The sequence below is a fragment of the Candidatus Thiosymbion oneisti genome, assembly GCF_900092655.1.
In the GTDB taxonomy this organism is placed as follows: domain Bacteria; phylum Pseudomonadota; class Gammaproteobacteria; order Chromatiales; family Chromatiaceae; genus Thiosymbion; species Thiosymbion oneisti.
Genome location: NZ_FLUY01001281.1, coordinates 1 through 14,451, shown reverse-complemented (window position 1 = coordinate 14,451; position 14,451 = coordinate 1). Strand labels below are relative to the sequence as shown.

13 protein-coding genes are annotated in these 14,451 nt (G+C 61.3%); 3 read left to right on the top strand and 10 right to left on the bottom strand.

The features are described 5' to 3' along the window. Window positions 1–15: 15 nt before the first annotated feature. The 6 genes from BQ17_RS13405 to BQ17_RS13380 all read right to left on the bottom strand — a co-directional run bounded on the left by BQ17_RS13405 (window position 16) and on the right by BQ17_RS13380 (window position 6,776). On the bottom strand, window positions 16–423 hold the full coding sequence (locus tag BQ17_RS13405) for a DUF4435 domain-containing protein (RefSeq protein ID WP_089727874.1): 408 nt from the start codon (window positions 421–423) through the stop codon (window positions 16–18). Then, window positions 420–1,874, bottom strand: a complete 1,455-nt coding sequence (locus BQ17_RS13400) for an AAA family ATPase (RefSeq protein WP_089727872.1) — start codon at window positions 1,872–1,874, stop codon at window positions 420–422. Before BQ17_RS13400 ends, BQ17_RS13405 begins: the two co-directional genes overlap by 4 nt. Window positions 1,875–2,326: 452 nt before the next feature. Further along, window positions 2,327–2,902 carry a nucleotidyltransferase family protein gene (locus BQ17_RS13395; RefSeq protein WP_089727870.1) on the bottom strand — a complete coding sequence of 192 codons (576 nt, stop codon included), beginning with the start codon at window positions 2,900–2,902 and terminating at the stop codon, window positions 2,327–2,329. A gap of 217 nt (window positions 2,903–3,119) precedes the next feature. Beyond that, window positions 3,120–4,112 (bottom strand): XdhC family protein, encoded by a 993-nt coding sequence (locus tag BQ17_RS13390; RefSeq protein WP_089727868.1) that lies wholly within the window; start codon window positions 4,110–4,112, stop codon window positions 3,120–3,122. Beyond that, window positions 4,112–6,307 carry a xanthine dehydrogenase family protein molybdopterin-binding subunit gene (locus tag BQ17_RS13385; protein ID WP_089727866.1) on the bottom strand — a complete coding sequence of 732 codons (2,196 nt, stop codon included), beginning with the start codon at window positions 6,305–6,307 and terminating at the stop codon, window positions 4,112–4,114. The genes BQ17_RS13390 and BQ17_RS13385 overlap by 1 nt, the downstream gene beginning before the upstream one ends. A gap of 13 nt (window positions 6,308–6,320) precedes the next feature. Beyond that, entirely contained in the window at window positions 6,321–6,776 is a 456-nt protein-coding gene (locus BQ17_RS13380) for a (2Fe-2S)-binding protein (RefSeq protein WP_089727864.1), read from the bottom strand. 625 nt (window positions 6,777–7,401) lie between these two features. Between BQ17_RS13380 and grxD the strand changes: the two genes are divergently transcribed. Together grxD and pap are read left to right on the top strand one after the other, a co-directional pair. After that, window positions 7,402–7,743, top strand: coding sequence for a Grx4 family monothiol glutaredoxin (grxD, locus tag BQ17_RS13375; RefSeq protein WP_089727862.1), 342 nt, complete (start codon window positions 7,402–7,404; stop codon window positions 7,741–7,743). 388 nt (window positions 7,744–8,131) lie between these two features. Beyond that, a complete protein-coding gene (pap, locus tag BQ17_RS13370) occupies window positions 8,132–9,685 on the top strand; it encodes a polyphosphate:AMP phosphotransferase (protein WP_089727860.1) in 1,554 nt (517 codons plus the stop codon). A gap of 367 nt (window positions 9,686–10,052) precedes the next feature. Here the strand turns inward: pap and BQ17_RS13365 are convergent, their stop codons facing one another. Further along, a complete protein-coding gene (locus BQ17_RS13365; RefSeq protein WP_089727858.1) occupies window positions 10,053–10,841 on the bottom strand; it encodes a coiled-coil domain-containing protein in 789 nt (262 codons plus the stop codon). Between the two features lie 175 nt (window positions 10,842–11,016). On the opposite strand from BQ17_RS13365, the gene BQ17_RS13360 reads away from it, so the two are divergent. Further along, window positions 11,017–11,463, top strand: coding sequence for a c-type cytochrome (locus BQ17_RS13360; RefSeq protein ID WP_176722422.1), 447 nt, complete (start codon window positions 11,017–11,019; stop codon window positions 11,461–11,463). Window positions 11,464–11,750: 287 nt separating this feature from the next. On the opposite strand, the gene BQ17_RS13355 is transcribed toward BQ17_RS13360, so the two are convergent. From BQ17_RS13355 to BQ17_RS13345, 3 genes are all read right to left on the bottom strand, one after another. Then, window positions 11,751–12,197, bottom strand: coding sequence for a hypothetical protein (locus BQ17_RS13355; protein WP_089727854.1), 447 nt, complete (start codon window positions 12,195–12,197; stop codon window positions 11,751–11,753). 111 nt (window positions 12,198–12,308) lie between these two features. Further along, window positions 12,309–13,658 (bottom strand): metalloprotease PmbA, encoded by a 1,350-nt coding sequence (pmbA, locus tag BQ17_RS13350; RefSeq protein ID WP_089727853.1) that lies wholly within the window; start codon window positions 13,656–13,658, stop codon window positions 12,309–12,311. Between the two features lie 42 nt (window positions 13,659–13,700). Beyond that, on the bottom strand, window positions 13,701–14,060 hold the full coding sequence (locus tag BQ17_RS13345) for a 4a-hydroxytetrahydrobiopterin dehydratase (protein ID WP_089727851.1): 360 nt from the start codon (window positions 14,058–14,060) through the stop codon (window positions 13,701–13,703). Between the last annotated feature and the right edge of the window lie 391 nt (window positions 14,061–14,451).

Below are 14,451 nucleotides of genomic sequence, written 5' to 3'. Positions count from 1 at the left end.
TGTGAAAACCATTGGTTAGTGCAGATAACAACCGGAAAGCGAACCACGGATGAACACGGATCGACACGGATGGAGACCAATCCGTGTCGATCCGTGGTTCGAGATAGCGAGGATTAGGTCGTGGGCATCGGTGGCGAGCAGATTCGGCGACGGTAAGGCCCGACCCTGGAGGCGGTCGAAGTCGTCATCGACGACCCCGAGGGCACCTGAGAACCTGCGGGTATCGAGCCGTATGATGGCGCCCTCGACATTCGGTTTGCCGTCGCCGATAACCAGCTCGCATCCTTGCGAGACCCGGCGATCCCAGAATTTGTGATCGTCCTCCCCTTCCAGGAGCAGAAAGCTTCCGCGATGCGTGTGGCGGCCCATGATGATTTCGTTCTCGATATGGGCCGCATCCTTAGTCCAACTCGCCGGTTTCATACCGGATCCTCGCCCAATCCGATCATCAGATCCGAGCGGTCGCCGACGATATAGGGCGAGTGGGTCGCAATCAGCACATCGAACTGGGCTGTGTCGACGATCTCCAGCAGATCCGGCAGGAAGCGCTTCTGCCAGGCAAGGTGCAGGGACAGCTCCGGCTCGTCGATCAGCACCAGGGTGTTGGGCCGGACCCGGAACAAGAGGTCATAGTGCAGAACCAGCTCGTGTTGCTCACCGGAGGATAGGGCCTCCAATTTGAGCGGAGTTCCATCGTCGCGCTCGGCGACCAAGCCGGCTTCGCGATCGATCCTGATCCGCTTGTGCTGGAACTTGCGGTTGACATTGTCCAGCAACAGGCGGGTACGGCGGGCAAGATCAATCAGCGCCTCCAGCTTTTCGGACGTATCCTGTACATAGAGGCTCATCACCTTCTGCGACGCCGGATCGAGACGGTCCAAAGCCGCTGTGTCGAACGGATGGCCTTCCGGCTTGTCGAGAAGACCCATGTCTTTCAGCTCCGCCTGCTTGACATCCAGCTCCTCCATGCGTGCCTTGAGGTTCTCCGCGCTCAAGGTTGTCAGCTCGGGGGTCAACAGACGTTGCGGAAAGGACTGATCCAGGCGTTGGGATTGCCGACCATAGCCGGCCATGATGTCGTTGATCCTGATCCACAGATCGCTCGCATAATCCAACACCGTATAGACATTGCGGGTTTTGGTTGGATAACCGCTCGGATGAGCCGTACCCAGGCGCAACAAGCGTTGTGTCCCAATCAAATGAACAGCGATACTGCCACGTAGTCCTTTCAGCCATTCAGGCTCCGAGTGTACGCGATTCTGCTCGGTGACTATCAAGCCGTTGACTTCTCCCTTGACGAACAATTGGTAGGTTAGCCGTAGCGCCTCTGCATACGACACCGGCACCTCCCCACGCGATGCCAGTTCCTCCATATACGGTCTCACCATCTCCATATACGGTCCTATCGCTTTCATATGCGATTCTAGCGCTTCTATATGCGGTGCCAGCGCTTCCATATGCGGTGCCAGCGCTTCCATATGCGGTGTCAGCACCTCCTCTATACCCGACAGAATACTTTCGCTACTGGAAATCTCATAGGCTTCCCTTTGCTTACCGGATTTCTGCAAGCTCAGCTTCAGCGTCTTGGATGGCCCGGTATTCGCTTGGCTTGGGTGGGGAATGATCGTCAGCTCGATCTCGGAACCGTCGGTAAATGTCAATGCGAAGCACTGAAAGGGTATCTGCCGAAACAGGTTGTATCTTCCAATCAGCAAGTCATTGACCATCTGTAACAGTATGGTCTTGCCGACCCCATTTGGGCCATGGAGGATGGTGATCCGGTCGTCCGGCTTCAGGTCGACCTGGTGGTCGAACCGGTCGAACAGACCTTCCACCCGGATGCTGGAGACACGCAGCAGAGATTCGGTACTCATTACATTGCTCCCGGAGCCGGATTCCGCCCGTCCTTAAGGGCTTCAACTTGTTGGTGTCACGTCATCAAGAACCAGATCCGACAGGGCCAACTGCGGAGGATCTGACTTTTTCCCAATCGTACAGGATTAGCAGGATATCTGTATCTAAGAAGCTGTCTGGTTAAAAGTCGAATGATTCGGCGCTGATTGGGGGACTGGACGTGGCTGGAAGCGAGTCGGGTTGACCGGGCAAAGGGCGTAGATGGACGTAGGATGCGGTGAGCGCGGGGGATCTCTTCAGGATGGCACTGCTGGATAGCGCGAACCGCATCGGTTGATAGGGGACACAGGTCTGATTCTCTCCGCGGCGCGGAGTTTCCACCTTCCCACGCAGCACGTGGGAACGAGAAAATCCTGTAAATCCTGGGTAATCCTGTCCGATTAGGATTTCGCGCCAAATCATTCAGGATTGCTTAATCGAACGCTGCCAGATCGGACGGCGTATCGATGTCCCGGAGGATGCCGGTATCGGACGTCTCCACCAAGCACAAATCGGGGCCGGCAGCTTCCAGCAGCCGGCGTGCACCCCGATCGCCGGACAGGGACATCAGTTGCGACCGCCGGCGGGCGGAGAATCCCACCGGGTGCCCGCGCCGACCGCCGCAGGTGGGTGCTGCCATGGCGGCACCGGCGCGCAGCGCATCGGCGACAGCACGAATCGTAACCGGCCTGATCCAGGGCATGTCCGCCAGGGCGATCAGCCAGCCATCGGCATCGGATCTGGCCGAGACACCGACCCGAATGCTGCCGGCGATGCCGGTCGCGGCATCAGGATTTTCGATCAATTCGATCCCGGTCGCGGCCAGTCGCTCGGCCAGTTCTTTGTCGCCCGGCCGGATCACGGCCAGGGAATCGGGCAGTACTTGGACCAGGTTGCGCGCCGCGCACAGACCGACGGGCTCGCCGTCAGGCAGCTCGGCCAGGAGCTTGTGGGCGCCGAAGCGCCGGGCGCTGCCTGCGGCAAGCAGGACGCCGATGATCTCGGTCATGCGGACCACTGGTACAGCAGAACCGAAGTACCGAAAATATGAAAATTTTTTTCCGCAAATAAACGCGAATCAACGCAAATCAGTCGCAATCGGTTCGCCACCATTGTCGGTGCTTGGTCCATTGACGAAGATTTGCGGCCATTTGCGTTTATTTGCGGACAAATTTTCCGGGGAGATGCTGCCGACTCGATGTTATCGGTATTTGAGTTCACCCGCACTAGCCGGCGGCCAGGCCGTTGCGGGCGGCGGTGACGCCGGCCAGGATGGAGAGCGCGATCTCGGCCGGGCGCTTGCTGCCGATGGCAAGCCCGGCGGGGGCATCGAGACGCGCGATCTGCGCCGGGGTCAGGCCGATCCGGATAAGACGCTCGCGCCTGACCTGGGCGCTGCGTTCGGAACCCAAGGCACCGACATAGAAGGCCCTGGTCCCAAGCGCCTCGCTCAGTGCCAGATCGTCCTGCTTGGGATCATGGGACAGGGTAATGACGGCGCTGCGGGGGTCGTCCGCCAGCTCCCGTGCCGCATCGTCGGGCATCAGATCCGAGTAGGCGACATTGGCCAGGGGCATGGGATCGGCGAAGCGCTCGCGCGGGTCACAGATGGTGACCCGGTAGTCGAGCAGACAGGCCATTTGGGCCAGGAGACGGGCCAGCTGACCGTCGCCGATCAGCAACAGATGCCAACCGGGGCCGAATACCTTGGTCACGAAGCGGTCCGTGACCTCGAGCTCGCGGTGGCCCTCGCCGGCGTGGAGGCTGACCTCCCCGGTGCCGAGACAGACCCGGCGGGCAACCAGGGTGCCGCCCTCGAGTCGGGACAGCAGGGCTGCGACCGGCTGCGGCGCGGCGAGCGCTTCGACCATCAGCTCCAGACGCCCGCCGCAGGGCAGACCGAGGCGGTTCGCCTCTCGGCTGGCGACACCGAAATCCACCAGAGTCGGGATGGGCGTGCCCAGCTCACCACTGCGATAGCGATCGGCAAGCGCCTGCTCGACGCAGCCGCCGGAGACCGAACCGACCATGGTGCCGTCCACACGGATAGCCAACAGCGAGCCGGGCGGCCGTGGCGATGAGCCCCAGGTGTGGAGTACCGTGACCAGGGCCACCCGCTGCCCAGCCTTCAGCCAGCTGCAGGCGGCGGACAAGACCTGGGGGTCCGCCGCCGGTTCTGACATGGGTTCCGCCACCTGTTCCAAGATCGCCCGGACCATCAGGCGAGCTTCAGCGGCAGGCGGTACAGGCGCCGGCCGGTAGCCGCCGCCAAGGCATTGGCCAGGGCCGGGGCAATGACGGGCGTGGCAGGCTCACCCACCCCCGTCGGCCGCTCAGTGGATGGCATGATGTGGACCTCCACCTGCGGCATCCGGTTGCTGCGCAACACCTGGTAGTCGTGGAAATTGGACTGCTCGACATAGCCCTCCTTCAGGGTCAGGGCATCGCCCAGCGCGGCGGACAGCCCGAAGCCCATCCCACCCTCCATCTGGGCCTTGATGACCTCCGGGTTGACGGCGATACCGCAATCGACGGCGATAACCACCCGGTCGACACTGAAGGCGTCGCCGCGTACCGTCACGTCCACGACCTGGGCCACATAGCTGTTGGAGGATTTGTGCACCGCGACGCCGCGGCCCCGGCCCGGCCCCGGATTTTCACCCCAACCCGCCTTAGCAGCGGCAAGCTTGAGTACCCCTTGCTGGCGAGGCTGGCCTGCGAGCAGTCCCAGCCGGTAGTCTACCGGATCCCGCCCGGCGGCCACCGCCAGCGCGTCGATCATGCACTCGACGGCGAAGGCGGTATGGGTGGAGCCCACGGAGCGCCACCACAGGACCGGGATCCCCAGCTTCGGGGAATGCAGGTCCACGCGCAGATTGGGGATCCGATAGGGCAGGTTGCTGGCCCCTTCCACCGAGGTATGATCCACCCCATCCGCGATCAACGCCTGCTCGAAGGCAGTGCCCGAGATAATGGACTGGCCGACGATACGATGTTCCCAAAACAAGGGGTCGCCCTGCTGGTCCAGACCGGCCCGCAGCCGGTGCAGATACAGGGGACGATACCAACCGCCGCGGGTGTCGTCCTCCCGCGTCCATTGCAGCTTGACCGGTAGCTTGCCGCCGGCCGCCTTGAAGATCTCCGCGGCCTCGACCACATAGTCGGACTTGGGATTCGCCCGGCGCCCGAAGGAGCCGCCCGCGAACAGCATGTCGATATTCACCTGTTCGGGTTTTAGGCCCAGCACGCCGGCGACGGCGGCCTGGTCGGCGGTTTGGAACTGCTCGCCGTTCAATACCCGCACCCCCTCGCCCGCCGGCGCGATGACGCAGTTGAGGGGCTCCATTGCCGCATGGGCCAAAAAGGGTACGACAAACTCCGCCTCGATCATCTTATCTGCGGCAGCCGACGCCTGCTCCGGGTCGCCTGCTTTGCGGGCAGGGGTTCCGGGCTGGGCGGCGAGCGCCCGATACCGGGTCAGGATCTCGTCGGAGCCGAGCTTGAAGGCCTCCGTCTCGTCCCACCGGACCGACGGCGCCAAGGCATCACGCCCGAGCTTGGCACTCCAGAAATCCTCGGCCAGGACCGCAACGCCGGTGGGGATCTGCACCACCTGTTTGACACCTGGTATGGCCTGGGCAGGAGACTTATCGAACGACTTGAGCTTGGCGCCGAAGCGAGGGGCATGTGCCACCACTGCTGTCAGCATGCCGGGAAGCTTCACGTCCTGGGTGAACAAGGCGCTGCCGTCGAGCTTGCCGGCGCTGTCTTTGCGGCGGAGATTCGGATTGCCGATCAGCCGGAATTCGGTGGGATCCTTCAACAGGACCTCCTCCGGCACCGGCAGGGCCGCGGCGGCCTCGGCCAGCTCGCCAAAGGTCGCACGCTTGCCGCCGGGGTGGCTCAGAACCCCGGCGCGGACTTGGATCCGGGAGGCCTCGACCTGCCAGCGGCGGGCCGCGGCCTCGACCAGCATCTCCCGGGCAACGGCCCCCGCCTGGCGCAGCTGCTCCCAAGAGTTGGCGATGGCCGTGCTGCCGCCGGTGCCCTGAGTCTGGCCCCAAAACAGATTGTTATAGCGCCTGGCGTCGGCCGGTGCCCCCTCGGCGCGGATCTGATCCCAGCGGGCATCCAGCTCCTCGGCCACCAGCGTGGGTAGCCCCGTGTAGGTGCCTTGCCCCATCTCCAGGTGCTTGACGATGACAGTGACGCTGTCGTCGGTGCCGATGCGCACGAAGGCGTTAGGTTCAAAGGTCCCGGCGGCGCGCTCGTCACCGCCGGCGATGCCCGGCCCGGCCTGCAAGCCCTTCGCAGCCACAGGTAGGTGCAACCCCAGGGTCAGGCCGGCGCCCAGGGTCAGACCCTGCTTCAGAAAGCCACGCCGGCTCAGATTTTCGATACGATCGTTCTTCATTACCGTAAGCTCCTCAAGCCAGCCCGGCCGCCGCCTGCTTGATGGCGGTCCGGATCCGGGCGTAGGTCGCACAGCGGCAGATATTGCCCGCCATGGCTACCTCGATGTCCGCGTCGGTCGGTGACGGGTTCTGCGTCAAGAGGGCGGCCGCCGACATGATCTGCCCGGACTGGCAGAAACCGCACTGGACCACATCGAGCTCGGCCCACGCCTTTCGGACCGCCTTGCCCGCGGCGTTGTCGAGACCCTCGATGGTCGTGATCCTGCCCCCGGCTGCCGCCGCCAGCGGCGTGGAGCAGGAACGGACAGGGGCACCATTCAGATACAGGGTACAGGCGCCGCACTGCGCCATGCCGCATCCATATTTGGTACCGGTCAGCCCGACATGGTCGCGAATCACCCACAACAGGGGCGTGTTCGGATCCAGATCCAGCTGATGCGCTTGCCCGTTGACGGTCAGTTTGATCATTGGGGGCTCCATCGGGTTGGGAGAAGGGGATTAATCACACGGGACCTGACATTTAGTCTTCTGTGAGCAGTCATGTAACTTAAGCTATTGATTTTTGAGGAGAATTCCAAACTCACCAACGGGAGCGGATGTCATCAAAGGTACACCAAACGCCGATCTTCGACAATCCGCGTAAGATGCGGTTCGCTGCCTGCCTGCCCCGTCCCTGGGGCGGTAGGCAGGCGCTTACCACATCCTACGGGCTGCGGAGCAGTCCAGGCCGGATTGAGCGCCGGATTGAGCATGGAGAAAAGGCATCTTTTTAATCCGCAGATTACACAGATTCTCGCAGATTATTTCATTCTTCATCTGTGGAAATCGGCGTAACCTGCGGATTAAATAAGGAATGTAAACCGCATCTTTGGATGGCCCGCCTGCCTGTGCGTCCCGCACGCAGACAGGTGCCCAAGATCCCCAGCTAGTCGGCGACCGTTCGCGGCACGAGCGGGGGATGTCGATGCCGTCCAAGCGATGTTGCTTGCGCGCATGAGAACGGTGGGGCATCCTTACCCCGCACGGCTACCTTGCATGTTTCAAGGGGCCTTAGACAAGGCAAGCAATCGAGTATTTCACACAGAGGTGAACCATGGACGCCCTGGAACGCATCGACCAAGAGGTCAAGAACAACCCCGTCGTCATCTTCATGAAGGGGACCCCCCAGTTCCCCATGTGTGGCTTTTCCATGCGGGCGGCCAAGGCGCTCTCGGAGTGCGGTGTTCCCTTTACCCATGTAAACGTCCTCCAGGATCCGGAGATCTTCGAGAACCTACCCCGTTACGCCGATTGGCCCACCTTTCCCCAGATCTATGTGGACGGTGAATTGATCGGCGGCTGTGACATCACGCTCGAGCTGCACGCCGGCGGAGAACTCAAGACCCTGCTGGAAAAAGCGGCGGCGCGCCAGGAGACCGCGGCGGACGAGGGCTGAATCGCAGCCACCGCTCTGCGACGGATCCTAAGCGTCGTGTTGCATTACGCCGCGTTCGGTGCCGTGCCTGTCCGGATGCGGTCCTGGGTTATGGGGTGTTGGTTGTGGGGTCTGACGTGTTGGGTTACGGCGCGTTCAACGCTGTTTGTATTCTTCAAGATCGAGCAGCGCGCCTAACCCAACCTACATTTAATGCGGGGTCCGCGCGGACCGGCAGCGCGGGGAAGGCATGGAGTGTAGGTTGCGTTAAGACGCCGGCACTGACCCGGCAGACGATCAGCAAGCCTTTGGGCGTCGAACGTAACACGTCAAACCCTATCCCGACGCAGGAGGGATCTTTTTCCCCAAACAACGCCGAATAATTCAGGATTGCTAAGGGGTCAAACGCATGTTCGAGGCAACCAAGGTCGGACGCACGGTCGACAAGGCGTCCTTCAAGACCCAGCAGGAGGCATTGCGCACCCAGCTCCTGGAGGTACAGCGCGAGCTCTTGCAGACCGATATCCCGGTGATCGTCCTCGTCTTGGGGGTGGAGGGGGCCGGTAAGGGAGAGGTTGTCAACCGCCTCAACGAATGGCTGGATGCCCGCGGCGTGCGCACCTTTGCCTTCTGGGCCGAGACCGACGAGGAACGCCAACGGCCGCGCTACTGGCGCTTCTGGAATGCCCTTCCCCCGCGTGGGCAATGGGCCATCCTGTTCGGCGGCTGGTACCAGACCCCGCTCGAACAGCGTTTCCAGGGGCTGTGCAACGATGCCGAGTTGGATGCCGAGCTCAATCGTATCGTGGACTTTGAGCGCATGCTCATCAACGACGGCGCCCTGGTCGTCAAGTTCTGGTTCCACCTCTCCGAACAGGACCAAAAAGCCCGCCTCGATGAGCTCTCCCGCGACGACCGCAGCCGCTGGAAGATGCTGCCGAAGAGGGGCAAATTCCATCAGCACTATCAAAAATACGAGCACATCGCCGAGCGCGTCATTCGGCATACCGACCGTGGAATCTCGCCCTGGTACCTGATCGAGGCCCAGGATCGACGCTACCGGGATCTGACCGTCGGCAAGACCCTGTTGCACGCCATCAAGGTCCGCCTCAGCCAACCGCCTGCCGTGGAGCCGCCCCCTACCCCCAGCCACCTCGAGCTGCCGGATGTATCCAGTGCCCGGATCACCCTGCTCGATCAGCTCGACCTGTCCAAGTCCCTCGACCGGCAGACCTACAAGTCGGAGCTGCGTGCGTTGCAGACACAGCTCAATGAGCTGGCATGGGAGGCCTACAACAAGAGGCGCTCGTTGGTGCTGGTCTTCGAGGGGGCCGACGCCGGCGGCAAGGGGGGTACCATCCGCCGCTTCACCAATGCCATCGACGCCCGCCTCTATCGTGCCATCCCCATCGCGGCCCCCACCGACGAGGAAAAGGCCCATCATTATCTGTGGCGTTTTTGGCGCCACATCCCCCGCGCCGGCTACATCACCATCTACGACCGCTCCTGGTACGGCCGGGTCCTAGTGGAGCGCGTCGAAGGATTCGCCACCGCTGCCGAATGGCGCCGCGCCTACGCCGAGATCAACCAGTTCGAGGAACAACTGGTCCAGAGCGGGACCATTCTGCTCAAGTTCTGGCTCCAGGTGAGCCGGGAAGAACAGCTACGCCGCTTCAAGGACCGCGAACAGGTGCCCTACAAGCGTTTCAAGATCACGGATGAGGACTGGCGCAACCGGGAGAAATGGCCCCAATACAAGGCCGCGGTCAACGAGATGGTCGTACGTACCAGCACCGACTATGCCGCCTGGACCCTGGTCGAGGGCGACGACAAACCCTACGCCCGCATCAAGGTACTCCGTATCCTGCGCGACACGCTCAAGGCGGCCCTCGCCCGGGAGCCGGACGGCACCGGCAGCCGGATTCCCTGTGGAAAGAAAATGACTGAGGAGGAGCAATCCTGAATTATTTGGCGTTGTCGGGAGGGAAAAGATCCCTCCTGCGTCGGGACAGGGTTTGACGGGTTGCGTTCGACGCCCGAAGGCTCGCTGATCGTCTGCCAGGTCAGTGCCGGCGTCTTAACGCAACCTACACTCAGAATGATCCCCCGCGCGGCCTGCCCGCACGGACCTCGCCTTAAGTGTAGGTTGGGTTAGGCGCGCTGTCCGATCCCGAAGTACGGCGACAGGGCCAAACGCGCCGTAACCCAACACGCCAGACTTGTCCCGATGCAGGAGGGATCTTTTCCCACAACCAGCGTGAAATTCTGCCTTGCCTTGGCGCGTGGGGGGGCTCTGAGAGGGAGAAATAAGGTGAAACGGAGTACTAGGGTCACCAACGCTTCGGCTCGAAACCGGGCCGGTTCTTGACCTCCATGAGCTCATCGCCGACCGCCAGCACCAGAAAGCCTTGTTTCTCCGCGTAGGCGAGCACGTTCTTTTCTACGCTGAGACTGGCGAGGATTCCCACCAAGGGCAGGGCGTCGTGCTCGGGAAAGAAGGTCCGGAACTCGGCGATGTCGGCTACGAAGCCGTCCACGTCGGTGCTGCGCAGGGTCGCCTTGGTACTGTTGAGGCAGACGCAATCGGGGGTTATCACCAGGGCGTCGAATTCTTTCACCCGCCCGTCGGGCAACCGGCGCTTGAGCCGTACCATAAGGTCATAGGCGGGCTCGTTCAGGCGTTCCTCGATGATACGGGGTAGACTCGGGGCGACCAGGTCTTCGACCAAGGTGCCCAGCTTGTTGGAGAGCTCCCCCCACTTTTTGTTCATCTCCCGCTGCTCCCGGCGCGCCTCGTCCTTAAAGTCGCGCATTTCATCCTTGAAATCACTCATTTCGTCCTTGAAGTCGCTCATTTCATCCTTGAATACACCCATCTCATCCTTGAATACACGCATCTCGTCCTTGAAATCACTCATTTCATCCTTGAATACACGCATCTCGTCCTTGAAGTCACTCATTTCATCTTTGAATACACGCATCTCATCCTTGAATAGGCGCAGCTCCGCTTCCGTTTGTCGTTGCGAGTTGTAGAGCTTGCGGAATTCGGCGCCGACACTCCGGACGAAATCCTGCACGGTCTGTTCAAGGCTGTCGACGCGCTCAATGACGGCTGCCATAATCAGCTCCCAGAATTTTGGAAACCAGGAATCTTGGAAACCAGAGAAAAAATAGCCGGCTCAGGGTCCGGATGCAAGCAGGGTCGCCGTGAATCGGATTGGCTTGAAATCAGTCGCGGCGGTTTCCCTCATTATTTTCCTTACCCTCGTCCGCCAAACCATGGGAGAAACGACTATGTACACACACCGCAACGGTCTTTTGTGCCTGACGCTCGCCCTTTGCTCCACTTGTGTCCAGGCCGATGACGTGGAGAAGGCCGTTGACTACCGGCAGGGCCTGATGAATGTCTATGCCCATAACGTCGCCCCTATGGGCAACATGGTCAAGGGCAAGACGGCGTTCGATCCTGCCGCCTTTGCCCGTTATGCCAAGGATCTGGCTGTTGCCGCCCGGCTTGATCTACTCGCCGGCTTCCCGGAGGATTCCATCAACGACGAGAGCGACGCCAGCGACACCATCTGGCTCGATTGGAGCAAGTTCCAAAAGAAGTATGAGGCACTGAAGATCCAGTCCGCCAAACTGAGCAAGGTAGCCGCAGATGGCGACAAGGCAGCCATGAAGGAGCAGTTCGGCAAGACCGCCAAGACCTGCAAGGGGTGTCACGACGACTTTAAGGACTGACCTGAATTATCTGGCGCTGTTTGGGGGAGAAGATCCCTCCTGCGTCGGGACAAGCTTGACGTCTTGCGTTCGACGCATAACGGCGTGTCGATCTCCTTCGATGTCCGTGCCGGCGTCTTAACGCAACCTATGCCCACATTACCTCCCGCACGGCCTGTGCGCCCGACCGCATGCGCGGCATAGACAGTTTTATAGTGTAAGTCCTTATCAAGGGTGGAAAGGCACTTGGGGCGCTCGAACACCTCTGCTGGGGGGACTGTTGACTGAGTTAACCGGACGCGAAGTATTCAGGCCGCCAGCTTTTCTCCGTCTTCGAGCTTGCGGATAAGCGGATAGAGGTGTTCGGTCTCGCGCTGAATCCGGTCCATTACCAGGGCGAACATCTCCTTTGTTTCCCTGACGAACTTATCATGGTCACGGATAGTCAGCACCTTGTGCTTCTCTGAGCACCAGTCCTTGACGTAGCGGGAGAAGATCTTCCGGATCTCCACCGATCCTGAGAGGAAGCGATCGGCCGTATTCTTGATCTCTAGATCCGAGTAGGCGATGAGCTTGCCGCACAGCTTCTGGTCTACCAGCTCGATGTGTTCCTTGACGCGCCTTTTATATTCGAAGAACACATCACGAGCGCAGGTAGTGTCGCACATAGCGCGATCCTTGACGAGATAGAGGAAGACGTTGGACAGCTCCGTTATCTGGTGATTCTGTGCGTGCAGCTCGGAAAAGGTCAACATGGCGTAGTGTCCTCCAAGCAGAACAAGACCGATTAGGCGGTTGGGCGATGATCGATGGAAACCGCAAAGTTACATATATCTTAGCAAATGCACCGAACATTCGCAGTGCGCCTATCCCCCGGCGATCGTCATCCGGTCGATAAGCCAGGATCCGGTGCGGGTGCTGCCGGGGAAGTCGCAGTCGTTTCCCACGGCGAGCAGGCCCTGGAACATCTGCTTGAGGTTGCCGGCAATCGTGACCTCTTCCACGGGGAACCGGATCTCACCACCCTCTACCCAGAAGCCGGCGGTACCTCGGGAATAGTCCCCGGTGACCGGGTTGATCCCATACCCCATGAGCTCGGTGACGAGCAGCCCGGTGCCCATCTCCCGGATCAGCTCATCCTTGCCCAGCGCTCCCATCTCGATCCGCAGGTTGTGCACACCCCCGGCGTTCCCGGTGGTCTCCATTCCCAAGCGGCAGGCGGAGTAGGCGTCGAGTAGGTAGCTGTACAGTACGCCGTCGGCTACCAGGTCCTTCGGCACGGTCGCCACCCCGTCATCGTCGAAGGGAGCGCTGCCCAGGCCCCGTGGCAGAAGGGGTTCCTCGCGGATGCGCACGAAGTCGGGGAAGATCTTCCGCCCCAGATGGTCGAGCAGGAAGCTTTCCCGGCGGTAGATGCTGGAGCCGGTGACGGCATGTACCAGGTGCCGCATCAGCCCGGCTGCAACCCGGGCGTCGAACAGGACCGGGGCCTTGCGGGTGGGGATCTGCCGCGCCCCCAGGCGGGCTATGGTGCGCTTGCCGGCACGGCGACCGATGGCCGCGGCGGATTCCAGGTCACCCGCGCAACGGGCGGAGCTCCACCAGTAATCGCGCTGCATGCTCGCGCCTTCCCGACCGACCACCGCGCAACTCAAGCCGTGACGGGAGCTGGGATAGCCGCCGATAAAGCCGTGGCTGTTGCCGTACACATGGACCCCGGCGTGGGAGGTGACGGCGGCCCCTTCCGAGTTGACGATGCGCGCGTCCTCAACACGGGCGGCTTCCTCGCACTCCAGGGCCAGGTCGATAGCAGCCTCGACCTGGAGGTCCCAGGGATGGAAGAGGTCCAGGTCCGGGATCCGGGTGGCCATGCGCTGCGGAGTCGCAAGTCCAGCACAGGGGTCCTCCTGGGTGTGGGATGCGATGGTACAGGCGGCTGCGACCGTATCACGCACGGCCGCCGGGTCCAGATCCGAGGTGCCGGCGGAGCCCTTGCGGTTTCCCATATAGACGGTAATGCCGAGACCATTGGACCGGGTATGCTCCAGGGTCTCCACCGTACCCAGACGTACCCTCGCCTCCAATCCGGCGCTGGTGCCGGCGGTAGCCTCGGCAGCACTGGCCCCTCGGCGTTTGGCCTCGGCAAGCAGATCTGCAACGATCTGTTCCAGACGGGCCTGGCGCTCGCCGATGTCGTCGGTTGCGATTGTTGTCACCTTTATGATTCCAATGCCTATTTAAAAATCTACTACCACCCCTCAGGCCAGCGGCGCGAAGCTTCGATCAGACTTGGCGGCCATGATGAAATCATTCAGATGCAGGTCATCGATCTTGTGGGTCCACCACCAGATAGTCACCCGAGAATATTCGACCAGCATGACCGGGTGGTGTCCCTCCAACTCGGCGAGCGCCGCAACCGCGTTGACCAGGGCGAGGCTGCGCTGATAATCGTTCGTCTCATAGCGGCGCATCAGCTTCCTGATGCCCTGCTCCTTGATCAGTTGCCACTCGGGGATGAGCGGCAGCTGTTGCTCGATCTCTGCATCGGTTACCGAAGGCGCGCCGATCCGGCAGACCTCGCAGTGGGCGTCGAAGAGTGGGTTGCTCGTATTTGACATAGGGTACCTGATCCTTAAGTTGCGGATGTCGTTTCTTTTTACCACAAATCGGCCCGCTGTTCGTCCACTGGCCGACCCTTACCAGGGCGAACATGGGTAAATTCAGGAGGTAAGATACGGTGAGTGAAACGAACCACATCGCCGGAACTTCAATTGTTCGATGAATTCCTGTGCCGGATCATGCCGGCTGGTGATTGGAGAACCAGGTAGCAGGGGGGTGACCCATAACCGGCCTGCCTGAGACGTTCGGTGGCTTTCCCATTGAGCGCGGCTGCAAGCCGCAGTCTCGTTGCGGTGGGCGCAGCCCACCTTCGTGTGCCCGACATGGGCATGTACTTGTTACCTGAGAGGAGGTAACCGCGAAGAGTGACGAGAAGCGTAGTGAAGCCCA

What these genes read in the sequence shown, in the direction of transcription:
- BQ17_RS13405 (WP_089727874.1), bottom strand. Translation starts at nt 423, where the DNA reads ATGAAACCGGCGAGTTGGACTAAGGATGCGGCCCATATCGAGAACGAA.
- BQ17_RS13400 (WP_089727872.1), bottom strand. Translation starts at nt 1,874, where the DNA reads ATGAGTACCGAATCTCTGCTGCGTGTCTCCAGCATCCGGGTGGAAGGT.
- BQ17_RS13395 (WP_089727870.1), bottom strand. Translation starts at nt 2,902, where the DNA reads ATGACCGAGATCATCGGCGTCCTGCTTGCCGCAGGCAGCGCCCGGCGC.
- BQ17_RS13390 (WP_089727868.1), bottom strand. Translation starts at nt 4,112, where the DNA reads ATGGTCCGGGCGATCTTGGAACAGGTGGCGGAACCCATGTCAGAACCG.
- BQ17_RS13385 (WP_089727866.1), bottom strand. Translation starts at nt 6,307, where the DNA reads ATGAAGAACGATCGTATCGAAAATCTGAGCCGGCGTGGCTTTCTGAAG.
- BQ17_RS13380 (WP_089727864.1), bottom strand. Translation starts at nt 6,776, where the DNA reads ATGATCAAACTGACCGTCAACGGGCAAGCGCATCAGCTGGATCTGGAT.
- grxD (WP_089727862.1), top strand. Translation starts at nt 7,402, where the DNA reads ATGGACGCCCTGGAACGCATCGACCAAGAGGTCAAGAACAACCCCGTC.
- pap (WP_089727860.1), top strand. Translation starts at nt 8,132, where the DNA reads ATGTTCGAGGCAACCAAGGTCGGACGCACGGTCGACAAGGCGTCCTTC.
- BQ17_RS13365 (WP_089727858.1), bottom strand. Translation starts at nt 10,841, where the DNA reads ATGGCAGCCGTCATTGAGCGCGTCGACAGCCTTGAACAGACCGTGCAG.
- BQ17_RS13360 (WP_176722422.1), top strand. Translation starts at nt 11,017, where the DNA reads ATGTACACACACCGCAACGGTCTTTTGTGCCTGACGCTCGCCCTTTGC.
- BQ17_RS13355 (WP_089727854.1), bottom strand. Translation starts at nt 12,197, where the DNA reads ATGTTGACCTTTTCCGAGCTGCACGCACAGAATCACCAGATAACGGAG.
- BQ17_RS13345 (WP_089727851.1), bottom strand. Translation starts at nt 14,060, where the DNA reads ATGTCAAATACGAGCAACCCACTCTTCGACGCCCACTGCGAGGTCTGC.